20 protein-coding genes are annotated in these 20,500 nt (G+C 41.9%); 7 read left to right on the top strand and 13 right to left on the bottom strand.

Annotation, left to right across the window (positions count from 1 at the left end; genetic code table 11):
* Positions 1-15: 15 nt before the first annotated feature.
* The gene (locus tag C6Y03_RS17070) at positions 16-1,638 is read right to left on the bottom strand and encodes a putative polysaccharide biosynthesis protein (protein WP_034665449.1); all 1,623 of its coding nucleotides are present in this window, start codon (positions 1,636-1,638) and stop codon (positions 16-18) included.
* 175 nt (positions 1,639-1,813) lie between these two features.
* Here C6Y03_RS17070 and C6Y03_RS17065 point away from each other — a divergent pair, with 175 nt between their 5' ends.
* The 4 genes from C6Y03_RS17065 to C6Y03_RS17050 all read left to right on the top strand — a co-directional run bounded on the left by C6Y03_RS17065 (position 1,814) and on the right by C6Y03_RS17050 (position 5,603).
* Positions 1,814-3,085: a BaiN/RdsA family NAD(P)/FAD-dependent oxidoreductase gene (locus C6Y03_RS17065; protein ID WP_106039666.1), complete on the top strand. Its 1,272-nt coding sequence runs from the start codon at positions 1,814-1,816 to the stop codon at positions 3,083-3,085.
* On the top strand, positions 3,082-3,279 hold the full coding sequence (locus C6Y03_RS17060; RefSeq protein ID WP_034665444.1) for a hypothetical protein: 198 nt from the start codon (positions 3,082-3,084) through the stop codon (positions 3,277-3,279). Before C6Y03_RS17065 ends, C6Y03_RS17060 begins: the two co-directional genes overlap by 4 nt.
* Positions 3,280-3,419: 140 nt before the next feature.
* Positions 3,420-4,952, top strand: coding sequence for a glycine betaine transporter OpuD (gene opuD / locus C6Y03_RS17055; protein WP_106031156.1), 1,533 nt, complete (start codon positions 3,420-3,422; stop codon positions 4,950-4,952).
* A gap of 126 nt (positions 4,953-5,078) precedes the next feature.
* Entirely contained in the window at positions 5,079-5,603 is a 525-nt protein-coding gene (locus C6Y03_RS17050; protein WP_106039665.1) for a CbrC family protein, read from the top strand.
* A 44-nt stretch (positions 5,604-5,647) separates the two neighbouring features.
* On the opposite strand, the gene C6Y03_RS17045 is transcribed toward C6Y03_RS17050, so the two are convergent.
* From C6Y03_RS17045 to C6Y03_RS17015, 7 genes are all read right to left on the bottom strand, one after another.
* On the bottom strand, positions 5,648-5,830 hold the full coding sequence (locus C6Y03_RS17045; protein ID WP_034665546.1) for a sporulation protein Cse60: 183 nt from the start codon (positions 5,828-5,830) through the stop codon (positions 5,648-5,650).
* 103 nt (positions 5,831-5,933) lie between these two features.
* A complete protein-coding gene (locus tag C6Y03_RS17040; protein WP_066030532.1) occupies positions 5,934-6,245 on the bottom strand; it encodes a rhodanese-like domain-containing protein in 312 nt (103 codons plus the stop codon).
* Between the two features lie 54 nt (positions 6,246-6,299).
* A complete protein-coding gene (locus C6Y03_RS17035; RefSeq protein WP_106039664.1) occupies positions 6,300-6,983 on the bottom strand; it encodes a YesL family protein in 684 nt (227 codons plus the stop codon).
* Between the two features lie 24 nt (positions 6,984-7,007).
* Positions 7,008-8,297, bottom strand: a complete 1,290-nt coding sequence (locus tag C6Y03_RS17030; RefSeq protein WP_060597044.1) for a Gfo/Idh/MocA family protein — start codon at positions 8,295-8,297, stop codon at positions 7,008-7,010.
* A gap of 17 nt (positions 8,298-8,314) precedes the next feature.
* Positions 8,315-8,839: a hypothetical protein gene (locus tag C6Y03_RS17025; protein WP_060597045.1), complete on the bottom strand. Its 525-nt coding sequence runs from the start codon at positions 8,837-8,839 to the stop codon at positions 8,315-8,317.
* Positions 8,836-9,948, bottom strand: coding sequence for a glycoside hydrolase family 88/105 protein (locus tag C6Y03_RS17020; protein ID WP_106039663.1), 1,113 nt, complete (start codon positions 9,946-9,948; stop codon positions 8,836-8,838). Before C6Y03_RS17020 ends, C6Y03_RS17025 begins: the two co-directional genes overlap by 4 nt.
* 18 nt (positions 9,949-9,966) lie before the next feature.
* A complete protein-coding gene (locus tag C6Y03_RS17015; protein WP_106031150.1) occupies positions 9,967-10,932 on the bottom strand; it encodes an ABC transporter permease in 966 nt (321 codons plus the stop codon).
* Positions 10,933-11,163: 231 nt separating this feature from the next.
* Between C6Y03_RS17015 and C6Y03_RS17010 the strand changes: the two genes are divergently transcribed.
* The gene (locus C6Y03_RS17010; RefSeq protein ID WP_106039662.1) at positions 11,164-13,464 is read left to right on the top strand and encodes a helix-turn-helix domain-containing protein; all 2,301 of its coding nucleotides are present in this window, start codon (positions 11,164-11,166) and stop codon (positions 13,462-13,464) included.
* 37 nt (positions 13,465-13,501) lie between these two features.
* Here C6Y03_RS17010 and C6Y03_RS17005 read toward each other — a convergent pair whose 3' ends face one another.
* Entirely contained in the window at positions 13,502-13,873 is a 372-nt protein-coding gene (locus C6Y03_RS17005) for a winged helix-turn-helix transcriptional regulator (RefSeq protein WP_003217763.1), read from the bottom strand.
* Positions 13,874-14,030: 157 nt separating this feature from the next.
* On the opposite strand from C6Y03_RS17005, the gene C6Y03_RS17000 reads away from it, so the two are divergent.
* Both C6Y03_RS17000 and C6Y03_RS16995 read left to right on the top strand, forming a co-directional pair.
* Positions 14,031-15,218, top strand: a complete 1,188-nt coding sequence (locus tag C6Y03_RS17000) for an MFS transporter (protein ID WP_106039691.1) — start codon at positions 14,031-14,033, stop codon at positions 15,216-15,218.
* Positions 15,219-15,231: 13 nt separating this feature from the next.
* Positions 15,232-16,071: an aldo/keto reductase gene (locus C6Y03_RS16995; protein ID WP_060597047.1), complete on the top strand. Its 840-nt coding sequence runs from the start codon at positions 15,232-15,234 to the stop codon at positions 16,069-16,071.
* A gap of 45 nt (positions 16,072-16,116) precedes the next feature.
* Here C6Y03_RS16995 and C6Y03_RS16990 read toward each other — a convergent pair whose 3' ends face one another.
* The 4 genes from C6Y03_RS16990 to C6Y03_RS16975 form a co-directional block, all read right to left on the bottom strand.
* Positions 16,117-17,616: an extracellular solute-binding protein gene (locus C6Y03_RS16990; protein WP_106036987.1), complete on the bottom strand. Its 1,500-nt coding sequence runs from the start codon at positions 17,614-17,616 to the stop codon at positions 16,117-16,119.
* Between the two features lie 25 nt (positions 17,617-17,641).
* Positions 17,642-18,502, bottom strand: a complete 861-nt coding sequence (locus C6Y03_RS16985; protein ID WP_087976618.1) for a carbohydrate ABC transporter permease — start codon at positions 18,500-18,502, stop codon at positions 17,642-17,644.
* Between the two features lie 219 nt (positions 18,503-18,721).
* Positions 18,722-19,474 carry an NAD-dependent epimerase/dehydratase family protein gene (locus tag C6Y03_RS16980; protein ID WP_106039661.1) on the bottom strand — a complete coding sequence of 251 codons (753 nt, stop codon included), beginning with the start codon at positions 19,472-19,474 and terminating at the stop codon, positions 18,722-18,724.
* Between the two features lie 46 nt (positions 19,475-19,520).
* A complete protein-coding gene (locus C6Y03_RS16975; protein WP_106039660.1) occupies positions 19,521-20,423 on the bottom strand; it encodes a dienelactone hydrolase family protein in 903 nt (300 codons plus the stop codon).
* Positions 20,424-20,500 lie beyond the last annotated feature (77 nt).

Raw genomic sequence — 20,500 nt, 5'->3', positions numbered from 1 at the left:
AATATCCACCTCTTCTTAACTCTTTTTTCTTAAAAATTTCGGCATACGGCTGCCGAGTACACGCTCAAGTAATCCTACCTTATAAGACAAGAACAGATACACACCGCCGCCAGTGATCATTGAAATCAAAATGACGATACCCGCTTGTACAATTCCACCCTCATACGAAATCACTTGGCTCACAAGCTGACATGTCACATACGCCACAACAGCCATAATCGCCGTTAAAATACCAATGAGAATAAATCGTTTGAAAATCCTGCGGAACGAGTAGCCGGCATGGCGCTTAATCATGATAAACATATACAAGATGGACGCGCTATAGCCTAACGCAGTCGCAAGCACAGAACCATTTCCTTGCAGCCAGCTGATTAGCGGAATGTTCAGAACCGTTTTAATAATGATCCCTAACAACAGACTGACAATGGCGAATTTTTGTTTGTTAATTCCCTGCAAAATTGCTGCATTAATGGTGAATAAGGAAAACAATAACGCAACAGGTGCATACCAGAACAAAATTGACATCCCAATCTCAGGATGAACGGACGGATAGAAAAACCAATAAACCGGTCCAGCCAATGCCGAGATACCAAATGAAGCAGGCAGTACGAAAAATAAAATGACCTGCATCGTCTGATCAATTTGTCTATTGAGAAGCTTGTAGTTACGTGCTGTAAATGATTCCGTAATCGTCGGAATCAAGGTTAAGCCAAACGCTGTTGCAAGTGACACAGGAATCATCACGAGCTTCGGTAAATATAACGTCACAATGGACAATACCGCTGTACTAATATCCTGATGTCCTGATGCAATCATAGCTCTGTTAATGGTGTTTGTATCAATATAAGAATAAATTGGAATCGCAAGTCCAACAAACACATACGGTGCCGCATAGCTAAACAGCTCTGTAAACATTTGTTTATAAGATAAGTCAGAGGAAGCACCTGTATTCGGCTGCATGGATAAGAGCCGGTCCTTGCGCTTCAGCCAATATAAATAAAGCGTGAATAAACCCCCAAATGCGCCGATAAGTGCTGCAAATGTGGCATATCCGACAGCGATGACAAGCCCGCCGTCAAGCACTTTTAAAATAATAAACGTTGCAGTTAATAGGAAGATGATTCTGACAAGCTGCTCAATCACTTGGGAAACAGCTGTCGGTCCCATCATGGAGTGTCCTTGGAAGAACCCCCGCACAAGACTCATAATAGGTACAACCAAAAGACCTAAACTGACCATCCGAATCACATATACCACTTGATCGACAGTCAAACCGCCTGTTTCATTCGATCCGCCAAGCTGAATCTTGGCAAAAATCGGTGCGGTCAAATATAAAATAGAAAAGGCGATAATCCCGGTGACAAGCATGACCGACATACCCGCCCTGAACATTTTCCTTGTTGTCTCATAATCGCCGATTGCATTATATTTAGAAACAAATTTTGATACCGCTGTTGGAAAACCAAGCGTAGCAATACTTAAAAAGATCGTATACTGATTGTATCCATATTGAAATAGCGCTCCACCAGTAGCTCCAACCATTGCGCTAAATGGAATTAAGTAAATCATACCAAGAATACGAGAGAGATAAGTCCCTATCGTTAAAACCAACGTACCACGAAGCAGTTTATTAGACATGCGCTTAACCACCATTTTTCTAATGAATATTCAACTTAACTATTTTACCACATCATTTCGACGCACAGGTAACAAATCCAATACAGAAGGCACAAAACCAATCAATTCATATTTCAGCCTTCCCCAATTTTCGTTATAATAGAGGAATGACTGAAAGTAGAAAGAGGAATGTAACATGAAACATTATGATGTCATTGTCATTGGCGGTGGACCTTCTGGACTGATGGCCGCGATTGCATCAGCAGAGCACGGAGCGACTGTTCTGTTAATTGACAAAGGAAACAAACTTGGCAGGAAGCTCGCCATTTCTGGCGGTGGACGCTGTAACGTCACCAACCGCCTTCCAGTAGAAGAAATCATCAAGCATATTCCCGGAAACGGCCGTTTTTTATATAGTGCATTTTCTGAGTTCAATAACGAGGATATTATTTCGTTTTTTGAAAACCTCGGCATTGAACTTAAAGAAGAAGACCATGGACGTATGTTCCCTGTCTCAAACAAAGCACAATCTGTTGTGGATGCCCTTTTAGACAGGCTCCGCAACCTCAATGTCACCATTCGAACGAATGAAAAGATTAAAACAGTTCTGTATCAAGACGGACAAGCAGCTGGAATTGTTACAAATAATGATGAAAAAATTTCAAGTAACGCCGTTGTCATTGCTGTTGGCGGAAAAAGTGTGCCGCATACTGGTTCTACTGGTGACGGCTATGCATGGGCAGAAGCCGCTGGTCATACGATTACAGAGCTCTTCCCAACAGAAGTACCGGTCACATCAGATGAGCGCTTTATTAAAGAAAAAGTGCTACAAGGTCTTTCTTTAAGAAGTGTGGCTGTCAGTGTTTTAAATAAAAAGGGGAAACCCGTCGTCACACATGTCATGGATATGATTTTTACTCACTTTGGCTTATCCGGCCCAGCTGTTCTTAGATGCAGCGGATTTGTTGTGAAAGAATTGAAAAAACAGCCGACTGTTCGTCTGCAAATAGACTTATATCCGAAGCTTAATGACGAAGATCTGTTCCAAAAGCTTCATCAAGACCTAAAAGATGAACCAAAAAAAGCCATTAAAAATGTCCTAAAGTCTTGGATGCAAGAACGCTATTTATTGTTTCTGTTAGAACGGAACGGCATAGATCCGCAAGACACATTTTCTGGACTTGCTAAGGACAAACTGCGCGCATTCGTAAATGATTGCAAACACTTTATCGTTCATGCGAACGGCACTCTTTCCTTAGACAAAGCGTTTGTCACAGGAGGCGGCGTTTCTGTGAAAGAAATTGAACCGAAGAAAATGGCGTCTAAAAAAATGCCCGGTCTTTATTTCTGCGGAGAAATTTTAGACATTCACGGTTATACAGGCGGATACAATATCACGTCAGCACTTGTGACAGGCAGGCTTGCCGGTATGAATGCTGCACTCGAAGCAAAGGAGAGATTTTCATGATGAGACGTGCACTTCCGATTATCCTAGCAGTTGTGATTAGTTTGACAGCCGCTGTATTCTTAAAGCTGTCCATTACCCCTTTAAAAGTCGCCATTGTGTTGGCGTTTACCATCTTCGCTGTTTGTTTAAAAGAATACGTCTACCGTCTTCGTAAACGCATTGAAGAAAAATCATCTTCACATATCGATAGTTGATTAATGGAAGCAAAACATGTTACGGTAAAGTAGAGGTCGAGTGAGAAGCTCGCCTCTTTTTGTTTGAAATTAGTTGAGTTAGGGGATATTAAGCAAAATCCTCTGCTTAAACGTGTAGAACAACAGGAGAGTGAGATGGTGTGAAAAACGTATCAAGTGTATTTTGGATTGTGATTGCGATCACATTTGTTGCCGTCATATGGGGAGCTTTTTCTCCAGAAACACTGCAAAATGTCACAGATCAAATTCAAACATACATTACAAATGACTTTGGCTGGTATTACTTGTTAGTGGTGTCACTGCTCGTCGGCTTTTGTCTATTCTTTATCTTTAGCCCAATCGGTAAGATTACGCTAGGAAAACCTGGGGAAGAGCCTGAATTCGGCTTATTTTCTTGGTTTGCGATGCTATTTAGTGCCGGTATGGGAATTGGTCTTGTTTTTTACGGAGCAGCTGAACCGATCAGCCACTATGCCATACAGTCACCAACGGGTGAAACTGAAACGGCGCAGGCCTTCCGAGATTCCCTTCGATATACATTTTTCCATTGGGGGCTTCATGCATGGGCTATTTATGCCATTGTTGCACTTTGCATTGCTTACTTTAAATTTAGAAAAGATGCACCTGGCTTAATTAGTGCAACGTTGCAGCCAGTTTTAGGAAATAAAACGAATGGATGGATCGGAAAAACCATCGATTGTATTGCGGTATTTGCAACTGTTGTTGGTGTTGCGACAAGCCTAGGATTAGGTGCGGCACAAATAAACGGGGGATTGAATTACCTGTTTCAAATTCCGAATGCTTTTAGCACACAATTGATCATTATCATGATTGTGACGGTGCTTTTCCTTGCATCTGCTCTAAGCGGGATTGGAAAAGGCATTAAATATTTAAGTAATATCAACATGGTATTAGCAGCTGTTCTGATGTTTTTCTTACTTTTGGTAGGTCCAACTGTTTTTATCTTAAATTCATTTACTGACTCGATTGGGCAATACTTATCCAATATCGTTCAAATGAGCTTCCGTCTATCTCCAAATGATCCTGAGAAGAGAGAATGGATTAATGGATGGACAATCTTTTATTGGGCATGGTGGATTTCTTGGGCACCATTTGTCGGAATCTTTATCGCAAGGGTGTCACGCGGACGAACGATTCGAGAATTTTTACTAGGTGTCTTAGTGGCTCCTTCTATCCTAGTATTCCTATGGTTCTCGATTTTCGGTGTATCTGCGATGGATTTACAGCAAAAGAATATTGTCGATGTTGCAGGTCTTTCAACAGAAACAATGCTCTTCGGTGTACTAAATGAATATCCGCTGGCGATGATCACATCGATTCTAGCACTCATTTTAATCGCCATATTCTTTATTACATCGGCTGATTCAGCTACATTTGTGCTTGGAATGCAGACAACCTACGGATCATTGAACCCTTCTGGCAGTGTCAAAGTCAGCTGGGGTATCATCCAATCTGCTGTTGCTGCCGTGCTTTTATTTTCAGGGGGACTTGGAGCTCTTCAAAATACAGCCAAGCTCGCAGCCTTGCCGTTCTCCGTTGTCATTATTTTGATGATTGTCTCACTGTACAAGTCACTGAATGATGAACGAAAAGCTATCAAGCAAGCCAACAAAGTCAGTAAACCACGAAGTCCAAGAGTAAAAAAAGCATAATCTCAAGCGAAAAAAGCCGTTCCTCATCCGAACGGCTTTTTTCTATATAGACAATTTAAGATTGTTGCAAGCTTGAGGATTCCTGTAAAATAATGATGAAATCATTTCTACATAATGGAGGTTTTTATGACGTTACCTACATTCAAGTACAACCCAGATCCAGTTTCGTTAAACGTGATCAAAAAAGAGCATACGACATGTCCTGTTTGTGAGAAAGAAAGAGATTACGTGTATCATGGTCCATTTTATACTGTTGAAGATGTGGAAGGAATTTGCCCTTGGTGTATTAAAGATGGATCAGCCGCTAAAAAATACGATGGCATCTTTCAAGACGATGCAAGTTGTGATGACGTCGATCAAGAGGAATATGTAGATGAACTGATCTTCAGAACGCCAGATTATCGCGGCTGGCAGCAGGAATATTGGTTAAGCCATTGCGGAGATTTTTGCGCAATCGTCCAGTATGTCGGATGGAAAGAGATAGAACATTTAGAGGTTGAACTCACAGAAGATATCGAAGACATTTGCAGCGGCGGGGGATTAACGAAAGAGAACCTAAAACAATGGCTCGTCAACGGAGGAGACTTGCAGGGCTACCTCTTTCAATGTGTTCACTGCAAAAAGCATCTTTTATATATTGACGCTAGCTAATCAAACAAAAAGGGCCCTTCAAACAGGTCCTTTTTTGATGCCGTCTATTTTTTATATAAAATGAGTGCAGAAAAACAGTAGAGCTGTTCTCCTCCCTGCTCACAAATCACCGCTACATCGTACTTGATATCAATGATTTGGTCGTCATCCATTCCTTTTAAAAAAAGATTGATTTCGCTCTGCAAATCTTTTTCGTGTTCTTCATCAAATACAGCTACCTTTAGCACATATGCCACTCTCCCTTCTCTCGCTACTCTATCTTTATGCATATAAGGGCGGGCATATGAACAAAAAAGCCTTTCATCTCAAAGATGAAAGGTCGGACTTCTTTTACAGCTTCGGTTTTGTTTCTCCTGTCCAAGCAAGCATCCCGCCAATGACATTGGTCGCTTGATAGCCTTGGTCTTCTAGGAAATAGCAGACATTTTCACTACGTTTTCCGGAGCGGCAAATAATATAATATTCCTGCGTTTGATCGAATGCATCCAGCTTCTCAGGGATATCTCCCATTCGGATGTGGACAGCTTCTGGAATCATTCCTTCTGCTACTTCCTCGTCCTCACGCACATCAACAAGCTGAATGGCTTCTTCTTGCTCTAGCTTTTGTTTTAATTCTTCTATTGAGATTTCTTTTACTGACACGACGCTCATCTCTCCTTTTAATCACGGTGACACCATTATAGCAAATGATTCACATCACTGTGTATTCACCCGCTTCGATTGAAGGAAAGACGGCAGACGTTTCTTCACTTCGGCTGTCTGCTGATCACTTTCAAACTCTACCTTTTTGAATACTTGATAGGCCAGCCACATGTGGCCATAGGCGAGTATACTCACACTAAAGAACGGCACGATTCCCGGCAAATAAGCAAAGAGAACAAACAGCAGAGCCGAGAAAACGAGCATACAGAGTGTATATTGCAAATATGAGATACCAAGCAAAAGAGAGAATTTCAGATAGAGACGTTTTTTCCAATCATAATGAGCCAGCAGCGGAAAAATATAAAACAAGCTCACAACAAAGAGAAAACCAAAGATATAAATGGCAAAACGAAGCACATGCAAAAACCAGCTCGTTGGATAAATAAACGCAAGGTCTACATATATAATCGTCCCTATGATCAGCAGCGCCACTCCAATTAAGTTAGAGCGTACAAACTCCTCACGATACACCTTCCAAAAAGTCCGGAAAACGCTGACTTGCTCATGCCCTTGTATCCACTTTCTCATCACTGAAAATAGCGCAGTGGTCGCAGGCATCAATCCAAAGATCCCAAGCCCCAGCATGGTGAACAGCAGCCATAGCAAATTCGTATAGGCAAGGCTCATCACCCACTCACACATTCGAAGCATTCTGCTCATTGAACCATCATGATCCATCTCTTTCCCCTCCTCTCTTTCTCATTACACCGTCTCTTTTTGAAACAATTCTTCTATTTCAATTGGGCGCTTCTCTGCAACAGACCGCCACATGCCTTCCCCAAGCGCAATCGAATAAGCACCAGCCTCTGCTCCTGCTGATATGTCATAGTGAATTAAAGGATCTTTTCCTATAAATAAATCGGCCAGAAGCAGAGGGTCTCCGCCGCCATGTCCCCCTGGCTGTTTCACGACTTCAATTGTCTCTTTTGCCCCAAACATCGGATAATAAGAAATCGTCTGTTCTGGGAATTGAAAAGGAATTCTTGATGGCACATGAAACTCATTTGTTTCAATACGCCCCTTCGTCCCATTAATGGCAAGCCGGTATCCTTCATATGGCGCTGAGAATTGAATTGAATAGCTGAGCAGAGCTCCTTGGTCATATGCCACTGATGCCACATATGTATCCTCAATGTCAATTTCCTGATCAAAAATACAGGCGTCTGGGCGATAATTTGAGTACTGCTGCGTTTGCTCCTTACCGGATTCAATATGGTCGTCCTCTACCTTTGAGCGTTCTACCCGCGGATTCCACCTTGCTTCATAATGACATGTATCCTTCACATGACATGTTCCGCAATACCTGTTTTCTCCCCCCTGCAAGGGATTCCAAGGACTTTCATTTCCGTAATAGTTCAGCGCCCCATAGGCAAATACTTGCTTCGGCTTTTGATTGATCCACCAATTGACCAAATCAAAATGATGCGTCGATTTATGAATGGATAGTCCGCCAGAGAATTGCCTCGTTCGGTTCCACCTTTTGAAGTAACTAGCGCCATGATACGTATCAATGAGCCAGCTCAGTTCAACAGATGTGACCCTTCCAATCTTTCCTTCTAAAATGAGTTCTTTGATCTTTCGATGAAATGGATTGTAGCGATAATTAAAAGTGACTGTGACCTTCCCTTTACTTTCCTTTTCTTTTTCCATCACTTTTTTGGCGTCTTTTGCTGTTGTGACCATTGGCTTTTCAGTGATGACATCGAGATCATGGTCAAGTGCCTGCAAAATATACGTGACATGTGTGTCATCCCGGCCTGCCACAATGACGATATCTGGCTTTGCTTCCTTCACCATTTGATCAAATGCACCTGCATGAAAGAACGAGATGCCCCGCAGTGATGGAAAACGCTCCTGACAAAGTGTATACCGATGATGATCTATATCTAGGAGCCCTGTAATCTTGTAATGCTCATTGAAATCCTCTGTGAGCGGTTTAATAAACATATTGAACGCACGATGACTGAGTCCGCAAACTACGACCCGTTTCACAGTCCCCACCTCTTTTTCTATCGATTTTCACGAAGCTGTTTCATGAGAGACAGCGCCTCATTGGACTTGTAAGCATACACAGGAATAAAAGCGACCATATCTCGGTGTAATTGAAAGGTATAGCCGTTTAGCTTTTTTGTGCCTTTATTGACTTGAACCGCATAATCGACCGTTTTCCCTGTCTTTTGGTCCTCGACCGTATATGGTCCTGCCGCTTGATCATCTACGCCCATTTCTTCAAGCAGCTGAAAGCTTTCAGGATCATCATATGTTCTAAACATTTCTTCCGGGACAAGCATGATGTCCCCCTCTTTTGCGGTAATTTCAACAAGAAGCTTTTCAGGAATCGCCGGAAAGATGTGGACGCTATAAGACTCTTGTTCTGTCTGAAAAGCCTTCTCGACTAATTGATCCTTCATCCCCTTTGACATGTCAGAAAAAATCAGAACATCAATACCGTTTGTTTTCCCTTGGCAGGCTGACAAACAAAGGGCAGCGATGAAGCTGAGGAGCCATACCGCACCCCTTTTTCGCCTCTTCATGCCTTCTGAAAAACAGACAGCTTCTCTAGCTCAGTTAACGCCATAATAAAAGCGCCTGCCCCGTGCAAGTCATTTGTGCTTCGCTCTCTTTCAACGTAGTAATCATAAAATCCTGCAGATGTTCCGATACAAATATCATTGATGGTAAAATCACCGTTTTCTGTCTCAGCCGTCTTATGATGAATTAAGCCTTGGTATGCTTTCACCACATGATCGACATAACGAAAGCTGACATACCCTTCATTCATGGCTTTTGCCATGGCGTACATGAATAAACACGATCCTGAGCTTTCAAGCCAATTGTCGCTATGAGTACCTTTATCAATGATTTGATGCCAGAGACCTGTGTCTTGATCCTGGTACTTGGATACACTTTCCAGCATGTCTGTCAGCGTTTCCTTCCAAACCTTTCGTCCCTCATGCTCTTCTGGCAGATCCTCGATCATATCTGCTAATGCAAGGACATACCAGCCAAACGATCTTGCCCAAAACTCGGGGGAACAGCCAGTCTTTTGATCAGCCCATGGCATCACTTTTCGTTCGTCCCACGCGTGATAGTACAGACCTGTTTTTTCATCTTTTGTATGCTTTCTCATGAGATACTCTTGATGGATCACCATATCCACCAGTTCCTCTTCACCTCTCAGCTTTGCATACTTTAAGGCAAAAGGTCCTCCCATGTAGAGACCATCCAACCACATTTGATAGGCATAATTGTCTTTATGCCAAAACCCGCCCTCAGATGTGCGATTCAATGTGCGGTAAAGCCCCCGAAGCTTCTCCGCTGCCAGCACATACCGCTTCTCTCCCGTCCGTTCGTAAAGAGGGAATAAAATGAGCCCTGCTTGGATCGCATCAAGCTCATCTCTGCGAAATAACAGGTTTCCATACTCATCAATGAGCGAATCTGCGTAGCTTTTCACATAATTGAAATACGTCTCGTTCTTCGTTGCCTCATATAGCTTCATCACACCGCAAAGAAAAACGCCTTGATGATAATGCCATCTTCCAGCTGGAGGCAGCTCAATTGGTGTATGCGCTTTCATAATTGTTTGTGCTAATTTCTCTGCATGCTCAAGTGGTGATCCCTTTTCAGTCGATAATGTCATTCTTCTTCATCTCCCTTTTTAGTAAATACCTTCTTCCCCGAATTTCTTCGCTAAACGGTTCGCCAGCATGACCAAAATGAGTCCAACGGCTGCTTTAAATAGACCAACAGCGGTACTATAGCTGAATTGTCCTTGCTTAAGACCAGCTGTATAGACGTACGTATCAAAGATTTCTGCTACTTCCCGGTTCGTTGCATTGAGTAATAAGTAGACATGCTCAAAGCCAAGCTCTAATGTGTCACCAATTTTCAAAATAAGCAGAACGACAATCACACTTTTAATGGCAGGAAGAGTGATGTGCCACATTTGTCTCAGTCTGCCGGCTCCATCCATTTTTGCTGCTTCATATAGCTGCGGATCTACCGCTGTAATCGCCGCAAGATAAATGATCGTCGACCAGCCTGCTTCCCGCCAGATCACCTGTAAAATGTACATGGGTCTGAACCATTCCTGACTAAGGAGGAAGTTAATCTTTTCCCCTCCAAAGAAAGCAATCAATTCATTGATTAACCCGCCATCTACTGTTAACAAAACAAAAGATAAGGACACGACAATCACCCATGACATGAAGTGAGGAATGTATATCATCGTCTGGACAAATTTCTTAAACAATGCCAATCTGACCTCGTTTAAAAGCAGGGCCAATAAGATCGGAATCGGAAAGAAAATCACGATATTCATGGCAAATAAAATCAGTGTATTTTTTAATAAGATGAAAAATGTTGGTTCTGTAAACAATCGAATAAAGTGTTTGAAGCCAACCCACTCACTCCCAAGAATACCGAGAAACGGCTGGTAATCTTGAAAGGCAATGATAAGCCCCCACATCGGCACATATTTAAAGACAAGAAAATAAATGAGCCCTGGCAAAATCATTACATACAAAAACTTTTGACTAAGCAATTGATTAAGTAAGCGCTTTCTCTTTTCTTTTTTCAAAGCTGCCGCAGGCACACCCTTGGCAGTGACATCCTCTGTTTTCATAGATAAAGCCTCCCCTCATGCTGATGCATGTGTTAACTGTATCTTAAGGATGAAAAATCCGTCTACAATCATATCATCAGATCATATTTACTTAGGGGAAGCTACTCAAAACGTTACATAAAACATAAGAAAATGATCCTAATCTCAGAAAATGATTATTGACAAACCTACCAAATTTTTGGATTAATAAATTAAGGGGAAAAGATTGTTCTGTTTGAAATGGGGGGTTTTATGAAAAGAAGGCAGTATAAATTTTATTACAAGCTTGTGACGTTTTTTTTCGTGCTTAGTACGATTCCTGTCATCATTGTCGGTATTTTTTCTTATCAGCATTCGCAAAAAACCGCACTCGAAAATATCTCAAATGAAAAGCTGGACAGCGTCAAACAAACGCAATCCAATATTGAGCATATTTTAAAAACAGTGGATCATTCTCTCACTCACTATGTCAGTTCGCCGCCTCTCCTTCAAACACTGGCAGAACCTTTAAATCCAGACCAATTCCAGCTTTATAATCAAGTACAGCAGGAACTAAACTACCTGCAAACCTTTGACACCGATCTTTCCAATATTACACTCGTGAGTAAAATGGAAGACTGGTACATGAACAATTCGGGACTTTATCATGTCACAAGCGGAGACCAAGAGAAAGCGCTCACCTCTTACCTCAATATACCGAGTCATTCCAGCTGGGCACTTGAAGAGAATAATCCACTTGTTGCGACAAAAGAAGGAAAGGCCTCCTTTTGCAAATACAATGTGAACTTAATCAAACAACTCCCTATGAACAGTGTCCAGAAAAAAGGGATCGCTGTCGCCAGCATTCCGAGCTGCACGATTGCTGACAATATGCCTGACTTCTCTCAATCTGACAGTATGTTTGTCATTGATACAAACGGAAAAGTGCTGCTACATAACCGCAAAGAACAAATTGGTGAATCCTTGAAGAATCAAGAGCTCGTCAAGCATGTCCTATCACGTGAAGAACGATCAGGTCAATTTAACATGAAGATCGAGGAACTAGCCTATCAAATTACGTTTCAAAAATCAGACTATAACGAATGGACGTACCTATCCTTTGTTTCCATTCCAGAACTCAAGGCACAAACGAAATCAATTGGGTGGATCACCTTTATTATCTGCTTTATTTTGTTAGCGCTTTCATTACTATTTTCATGGTTTGGGTCCAGACATTTTTATAAACCAATCCGCTTGTTATATGAGTCCTTTGCACGCAATGAATCCTTTTTGCAAAAACAGCCTTTTCAAAATGAATTTGAGTTGATTGAGTCGAGTATTAAACAAATGAAGGATCAAAACAATGATTTAGAGGAACGTATTGAGCAGCAAGTCACGCACCTTCAGCAATACTTTATGGTGCGGCTATTGCTCGGAAAGCTGACAGAAGAAGAAATTAAAAACCGGTTCCAAAGTTTAGGATTCCCTCAGGGCTGGTCTCATTTATCCATGCTTGTGACCCAAATCGATACGTTAAAAGGAACACCTTATGAAAAAAAGGATGCTGACTTGCTGTTATTTGCCATCAATGGACTGATCGAGCAGATGATTCCGCAAGATGAGCACCTTCAGCCAACGGTTGTCAATCAGCATCAAACGACGATTATCTTGAATCACTCAAAGTCAGATGAAGAGTTTACTGAATATTTAAACCAATTAGCGGAAACTATTCAGCAGCGCATCGAGGAAGAGCTTGGTTTATCGATCAGCATCGGGATCAGCCGCCAGTTTAAGGAGCTCACGATGGCGAAACAGGCTTACATTGAAGGAAAAGAAGCCTTAAAATACAGGCTCAAAGCAGAGAAAAAATCCATTATCTTATATGAACATATTCAGCAAGGAAAAACGTTTAAAACCCATTTTCCAAAACAGCTGCAGCATGATTTATTCGATGCGATGAAAGCAGGTGATCAAGGCAAGGCGGATCATTATTTACATGTGCTCCTGCAATCCATTTTCTCTAAAAATGCTGGACCGCATGAATACCATATCGCTCTCGCCCGTTTTTTAAACAATTTGATTGAGCTGATGCATTTGCTTGGCATTGAATTATTTGAGGTCGAAGACAACAAAATGCTGTATGATACGATTTTTGAATTTAAAACCTTTGAAGATACCGAAGCATGGCTGAAACATGAGATCATTCGGCCAATTATTGACCAGCTAGGTGCACGTGAGGACTCACAATACAAAAACATCTCAGAGAAAATCATTCATATCATTCATCAAGAATTCGACTCAGATCTTACATTGGATGAAATCGCCACACGCCTGCATTACAACCCCAATTATTTAAGCAGTATTTTTAGAAAGGAAATGGATATCTCCTTTAGTGAATATCTCTCGTCCTACAGACACCATGTCGCCAAAAACTGGCTCGTGGAAACCGATATGTCCGTCAAAGAAATTTCGGAAAAACTGAAATATAAAAATCCGCAAAACTTCATCCGTTCCTTCAAAAAACTAGAAGGCACGACCCCTGGCAAATACCGCGACCACAAAAAAGGCACATAAGACAAAAAGTCCCGCTCGCACAGGAAGCGGGACTTTTTTATTTAAATTGTTCATTTAAAATGCTGTCTTCCAGCACTGAAAGCGGCTCTCCGTACACACGTTCAATATGAGCTGCTCCCCAATCACAAAGCGCATTCAGAATTCTTTCGAGCGACTGTCCGTATTCACTTAATTCATATTCCACTTTAGGCGGTACTTGCTCATACACAATTCGGTTAATCACCCCATCACTTTCAAGCTCTCTCAGCTGTTGTGTAAGCATTTTTTGTGTGATGTTTGGCATGAGCCGCTTCAATTCACTCGTGCGTTTTTTTCCATGTGTTAAATGACATAAAATCACGCACTTCCACTTCCCGCCAATGACCTCAAGGGTCGCTTCCACTGAGATATTATATTTTTTCTTTTCCATCAAATCCTCACTCCTCTTTGTGCGAACAGGCACTTTTTAGTACCTATATTACAAAAAAGTACGTACTTTTTTTTTCGTCATCTATGTTAGATAATAACTCTTGCCGATCGGCTTCGTCTATCAAAATGTCATCATAGAAGGATGTGAACACTTATTCATGAAGAAAAAGCAAAACCACTTTGCCCTTCTCGCACTAGCCATTAGTGCTTTTGCTATAGGAACCACTGAGTTCATTAGTGTCGGTCTTTTGCCGATGATTTCAGAGGACTTTGGAGTGAGCGTCAGCCAGGCGGGCTGGACCGTCTCTTTATATGCACTTGGTGTGACATTCGGCGCGCCTATTTTGACTTCTCTGACTTCAACGATGAAAAGAAAGACATTGCTATTGCTCATTATGCTCGTCTTTTTGATTGGAAATACACTAGCCACGATTGCTCCGACTTTTTCAGTGCTATTAATCGGACGGGTCATTTCAGCCTTATCCCATGGAATCTTTATGTCCATCGGCTCTACGATTGCTGCAAGCCTTGTAGTGAAAGAAAAACGGGCAAGTGCGATTGCCTTTATGTTCACTGGATTAACAGTTGCTACTGTGACGGGCGTGCCATTTGGGACATTTCTTGGCCATGAGCTCGGCTGGCGGACGTCATTTGGTGTGATTGTCATCATTGGTCTGATCGCACTGATATCCAACTATTTTCTTGTTCCATCTCAATTAAAGCAAGGCGTGAAAACATCATTTAAGGATCAAGCTGTCTTATTAAAAACAAAAAGAATCTTGCTTCTATTTGTCATTACAGCAACAGGATACGGAGGAACCTTTGTCGTCTTTACGTATTTATCCCCTCTCTTACAGCATGTGACAGGTCTTGCGCCTGAGGCGGTGGCCTTGATCCTGCTTTTATACGGGATCACGATCGCAGCCGGAAATGTCATTGGCGGAAAGGCTGCTAATGAGCAGCCAATGAAAGCACTGATTTACATGTTTATCATCCAAAGCATCATTATGTTTACCCTTAGCTTGACTGCTGGATTCACGGTGCTAGGCATTGGAACCGTCATGCTGATGGGACTGTTTGCTTTCATGAATGTGCCTGGATTGCAAGTAGCTGTCGTTGACTTTGCAGAAAGATACACACCAGGAGCAGTCGACGTCGCTTCCGCTATGAATATCGCTGCCTTTAATGCCGGTATCGCCATCGGCTCATTTTTAGGCGGCATCGTGACAGATACTCTTGGGCTTGTGCATACAGGCTGGGTCGGCGGCATCATGGTCCTTATCGCAGCAATTCTCACGATGATTAGTTTTCGAATGGAACAACAAGAACAAAATCAAACCATCTAAAGGAGTTTTCAATATGAACCATTTACAAAGTACAAAAACATTAAACAATGGGATCCACATGCCAGGATTTGGTCTTGGTGTATTCAAGGTTGAAGATGGCGCAGAATTAATAGACGCCGTCAAAACAGCCATTCAATTAGGCTATCGCAGTATTGATACAGCGGCTATTTACGGAAATGAAGAAGGTGTTGGACGAGGCATACAGCTTGGTTTAGCAGAAACAGGACTGCGCCGCGAGGACCTCTTTGTGACATCAAAAGTGTGGAATGCCGATTTAGGATATGAATCTACCCTAAACGCATACGAAGAAAGCTTGAAAAAGCTTCAGCTTGATTACCTTGATCTGTATTTAATCCATTGGCCGGTTGAAGGAAAATACAAAGAAGCTTGGCGTGCACTGGAAACCTTGTATCGTGAAGGAAAAGTCAGGGCCATCGGAGTGAGCAACTTCCAGCCGCATCACCTAGACGAACTATTAAAAGATGCAGACATCATACCAGCTATCAATCAAGTGGAGTTTCACCCAAAACTGACGCAGGAAACACTCTTTACGTATTTGAACACACATGGCATTCAAATGGAAGCTTGGTCACCGCTAATGCAGGGGGAACTGCTTCATCATCCGGTGATCAAAGAGCTCTCGGACACATACGGCAAAACACCTGCTCAAATTATTTTGCGCTGGGATGTGCAAAAAGGCGTCATCACCATTCCAAAATCAACGAAAGCCCATCGTTTAAAAGAAAATGCAGACATATTTGATTTTGCCTTATCTGATGAGGATATGAAGCGCCTTTCTGACTTAAATGAAAACAAACGTATCGGTCCAGACCCAGACAACTTTGACTTTTAATAAAAACACCCCCGCTTTTTAACTGTGCGGGGGTGTTTATGTTGATCATTTTGATTTTTTAAAGGAAGCTTCATATTCTTCTATGATTTTATGACCACCGTTTGATTTCCACTTCTCTACATCTTTCTTAAATTGATCTTCACTGATGTCTCCAAGAATGAACTTATAAGTCGCATCATCGATGATTTTTTTCAACTCGTTTCCTCGCTCTGAGGCTGTTTCTGAATACAGGCTTTCAGCAGGATTGGCGACGATGATGTTTTGATTGTCTTCTTCTAGCTCTTCATATTTTGTACGAACCGCATCTCCTTTATTTTTCAAGTAACGTTTATCAATTCCTACTAGACTGACAAGCGGCTGTACGTCTGTCTGCCAGCTTTTCACTTGGCTTTCTTCTCTGACAAATGTATTCCCTTCTTCTTTCTTATAATGCTCGCCATCAATACCGTACGTCATGAGACCATATACATCTTCTTCTGCAATGCGGTCAAAGAAGGCCAAAATCCGTTTTAATTCTGCCTCTGATTTCACGCTTGTTTTAGGGAATGCAAAGATGCCATTATGACCACCTGATGCCCACACACGTTCTTTGCCATCTGGGCCTTTGATTCGGTTGATGATATCTATTTCCATGTTTTTATCTGTCGCGTCATCTCTCAAGTTCACTGCGTCTACCATATTCCCAACATAGATCCCTGCTTTTCCTTGTGAGAATAATTCCTGCTGCTGTGTTTTGCTTGTAACAGGGAAGTCTTTGTTGATATAGCCATTGTCACGCAGTTTCTTCATGTATTTCATTGTATTCATGTACTCATCTGTCATGAAGTCTGGCGTGAATTTGCCGTTTTCTTCTTTCCAGTCTGTCGGCATTCCCTCATATGAACCGAGTGTTTTAAATGCCCCATAAATCAAATCGTTCCGATCCGTAAAGCCAATTGTATCCGCTTTTCCGTTTTGATTCGGATCTTTTTCAGTAAAAGCTTTAGCTACCTCATAAAGATCATCCAATGTTTTTGGTGTATCCAAATTTAAATTTTCAAGCCAATCCTTTCGAATGACAATTCCTTGTCTTGAAAGTGGTCTCTCTCTATAAATGCCATAAAGCTTACCGTCTATAGAGGCGTTTTTATTAATCAGTTCGTTCATCTTACTTAAATTTGGATAATCCTTTAAATACGGACCGACTTCCCAGAACATGCCTGATCTGAACGCATTAATAGCAGACGAATTCTTAATGTCTTGAATCGTGACAATCTGCGGCAGATTCCCTGCGGCAAGTGCGGAATTTAAACGGTCTTCCTTCACGGCATCAGGCACCCATGTAATATCAAGCTCTGTATTTGTGAGCTTCTCAATCTCTTTTATGACGGAATCCTTCGGCGGCTGCTGATGATACAAAATAGCCATCCAGGTCAGCTTTACCTTTTTATCTAAATCAACCTTTTCATCTGATGAACTTGTTCCTTTGCTTGAACATGCGGATAGAATACCGCTTGCTGCAAATAACAGGACAAACGCAATCAACCATAATTTCTTTCTCCCCATAAGATCCCTCCGTTGTTCCATCTTTTTAACCTTTTACAGAACCTAGTAATGCCCCTTTGTTAAAATGCTTTTGAATAAATGGATAGACAAGCAGAACTGGAATGGTCGCTACCACAATGACAGCCATTTTAATCGTTTGGTCTGGCGGTGGTGTGGATGATCCCATATCCGACATATCTCCCTGCATTCCGCTTGAGACAATGACAATCTGCCTTAGCAGCACCTGAATCGGCCATTTCACTGAATCATTTAAATACAGGATGGCGGTCATGTACGTATTCCAATACGTCACGGCATAAAAAAGTGAAATGGTCGCAATAGCTGGCAAAGAAAGTGGCAGCACAATTTTAAAGAAAATCCCTAAATCGTTACAGCCATCCATCTTCGCTGATTCCTCAAGGCTTGCCGGGATGTTTTGAAAGAAGTTTTTCAAAATGATCAAATTGAATGCATTGATCGCAACCGGTAGAATAAGTGACCAATAGGTATCAAGCAGACCAAGTGTTTTCACCACAATAAACGTCGGAATCATACCTCCACTAAACAACATCGTGAAGACAACGAGAAACATCAATGTTCTCCGGCCTTTTAGCTCCTGACGAGACAGCCCATATGCCATGAGTGAGGACAAAAACATGCTGACAGCTGTTCCAACGAGCGTCACAAGAATGGACACAATAAGGCTACGATACACAATATCCGTAGAGAAAATATATCGATAGGCCTCTAAAGAAAACGTGGTCGGGAACAAGATAAACTTCTTCGTGATGACCTCTTCTACTGTAGCAAAAGAGGCTGCAATGACATGGATGAACGGAAGCACACATATTAATGCGAACATGAGTAGAAAAGAGTAATTAAATAAGTTGAACAATCGGCCTTTAATAGAACGATCTATGTTCATCACGCCCTTTCTTTGAAAGCGTTATCATTTCGTCCGAAAATAAGCTGCAGCCTGTGACGATATCGTGATTAAAATGTAACAAACGGGGGAAGAAAGCGTCTATAATCATCTTGACAGACCAACTGGATGGATCATGTCAATCGTGCTTTTATGCTCATGAAACAAAAGAATAAGATCATCAGCTAATGACATGATTATGCCCTATGCCTGATCATTTTCTTCTAGGATTTCCGTCGTATTCACATCAGGTCTGTAGCCTAACTCCTGCTTTATTTTTTCTGTAGACCAGGGCTTTTCTTCGTTTTCTGATACGGCATAATATGTCCCAAAGGGGACGGTCGTTTCAATCGCTGCCTTTGTCATCCCTATAAGATCTTCATGTGACAGAAGTGTTCGTTTCGTTCTTCGTTTCTTGTGTAATGCCTCCATCTCATCCGTCACAACCGTTCCAATCCGTAAATTGATAACAGACATCCCCGTTTGATCGTGGAACAAACGGCCTAGCTGTTCTGAAGCAAATTTTAAAATACCATAGACATTTTTAGTCGCTGGCACATCGTCTGTTGTAATATTTCGCCCTAGTAAGGAGCGGCCACCCTCTTCATAACGATCGGTCACATGATTGCTGCTTGCAAAAATGACTTTTCGTATGCCGAGACGTGCAGCTGACCGAAACATATAATAGGAGCTCCTCCAAAAAATATCATTCATTTTTTCAAACTCCTCAAGATTCATCACATCATGCGTCATATCCATGTTTAAAAGGTGCATGATGACATCTGTATCTCTCGGAATCGCCTCATATAATTCCTGTTCATTCGCTGCATCTGCTAAAATGGCTCCTTTTACACAGCTCGTTTGATCAATGATGGTGATTTCGTACTCAGAAGAGAGCGCTTTTGTTAAAATACGGCCTATCACACCGCATCCGCCAATGATCGTGATCTTTTTCATCTGTTTCCTCCTTTCTATTGACGTAGTATGTCCAAGCCTTTATGGGTTACAGCCATTTTTTCAAAAATCGAGTGGCCTCGTGACGCATAGCGGCTGTTTCAAAATGACCTGCATGAAGACCAACAAGCTGATACCGTTCTTTCAATGAAGCAGCTTGATAGGTTTGGCTCAATTCCTTTTGAATGCGTGCGACGCCTTCAGCTGGCGTGAGCGGATCAAGTTTTCCAACTAGGCTTAAATGCGGCCTTGGAAAAATCATTTTCTGAATTTCAGCTGCTGTAAAGTGCTTTGCTAAGCTTGGTACATAGTAATAAAAGCCATGCCTGTCTAAATTGTTCGTTTTAATTAATGTGTGATGATCGACCTGTGCGCAAAGATCAATACACACACTGACCCTCTCATCAAGCGCAGCAGTCCACCAGGAAAGAAGCCCTCCCATTGACATTCCAAAAACAGCTAACCGGTCCGGCAGCACATCAGATCGAGACAGCACATAATCAATCGCACACATGCTTTCATACAGCATCATACCCCACATCACTTTTCCTGTTAAAAGCATCTCCTTAAAAATTTCACTTTCTGTTCTTCCTCTTCTCTCACCAAACCCTGCATGATCGATAGCCAGGACACTATAGCCTTTTGATGTGAACTCTTTCGCATATGAAGGCGCTTGCAAATAATGAGCACCTTTGATCAGTTCTTCCTTCCCATCCACGTAGTTCCCGCCATGAGAGTGCTGGAACAGCACAACAGGTCTTTTTTTCACCGTATCCTTTGGCTTTACAAAATAAGCGGGCACTTCCTCTACACCATGAATCGAAAGAATGAGTGTTTCGACTACATACGATTCACGTTCCTCGATCTTTAACGTATATGCCTCCACGCGATGGCGTTCTGGCATTTCTCCTAACAGACTGAGCAGTTGTTCACGTTTGATTTCCTTTTCCATTGACGTCACTCCTCATTTTCTTGATCACCTGTTAAAATACGAGGTCGATGAAGTAATCACCTTGTTTTCGACAAAAT

Source organism: Bacillus sp. LNXM65 (assembly GCF_002998575.1).
GTDB lineage: Bacteria > Bacillota > Bacilli > Bacillales > Bacillaceae > Bacillus.
Note: the sequence above shows the minus strand (reverse complement) of the source record. Positions and strands in the feature narration are given on the sequence as shown.

Coding starts and splice junctions, on each gene's coding strand:
- C6Y03_RS17070 (WP_034665449.1), bottom strand. CDS start 1,638: ATGTCTAATAAACTGCTTCGTGGTACGTTGGTTTTAACGATAGGGACT.
- C6Y03_RS17065 (WP_106039666.1), top strand. CDS start 1,814: ATGAAACATTATGATGTCATTGTCATTGGCGGTGGACCTTCTGGACTG.
- C6Y03_RS17060 (WP_034665444.1), top strand. CDS start 3,082: ATGATGAGACGTGCACTTCCGATTATCCTAGCAGTTGTGATTAGTTTG.
- C6Y03_RS17050 (WP_106039665.1), top strand. CDS start 5,079: ATGACGTTACCTACATTCAAGTACAACCCAGATCCAGTTTCGTTAAAC.
- C6Y03_RS17035 (WP_106039664.1), bottom strand. CDS start 6,983: ATGGATCATGATGGTTCAATGAGCAGAATGCTTCGAATGTGTGAGTGG.
- C6Y03_RS17025 (WP_060597045.1), bottom strand. CDS start 8,839: ATGAAGAGGCGAAAAAGGGGTGCGGTATGGCTCCTCAGCTTCATCGCT.
- C6Y03_RS17020 (WP_106039663.1), bottom strand. CDS start 9,948: ATGACATTATCGACTGAAAAGGGATCACCACTTGAGCATGCAGAGAAA.
- C6Y03_RS17015 (WP_106031150.1), bottom strand. CDS start 10,932: ATGAAAACAGAGGATGTCACTGCCAAGGGTGTGCCTGCGGCAGCTTTG.
- C6Y03_RS17010 (WP_106039662.1), top strand. CDS start 11,164: ATGAAAAGAAGGCAGTATAAATTTTATTACAAGCTTGTGACGTTTTTT.
- C6Y03_RS17005 (WP_003217763.1), bottom strand. CDS start 13,873: ATGGAAAAGAAAAAATATAATATCTCAGTGGAAGCGACCCTTGAGGTC.
- C6Y03_RS17000 (WP_106039691.1), top strand. CDS start 14,031: ATGAAGAAAAAGCAAAACCACTTTGCCCTTCTCGCACTAGCCATTAGT.
- C6Y03_RS16995 (WP_060597047.1), top strand. CDS start 15,232: ATGAACCATTTACAAAGTACAAAAACATTAAACAATGGGATCCACATG.
- C6Y03_RS16990 (WP_106036987.1), bottom strand. CDS start 17,616: ATGGGGAGAAAGAAATTATGGTTGATTGCGTTTGTCCTGTTATTTGCA.
- C6Y03_RS16980 (WP_106039661.1), bottom strand. CDS start 19,474: ATGAAAAAGATCACGATCATTGGCGGATGCGGTGTGATAGGCCGTATT.
- C6Y03_RS16975 (WP_106039660.1), bottom strand. CDS start 20,423: ATGGAAAAGGAAATCAAACGTGAACAACTGCTCAGTCTGTTAGGAGAA.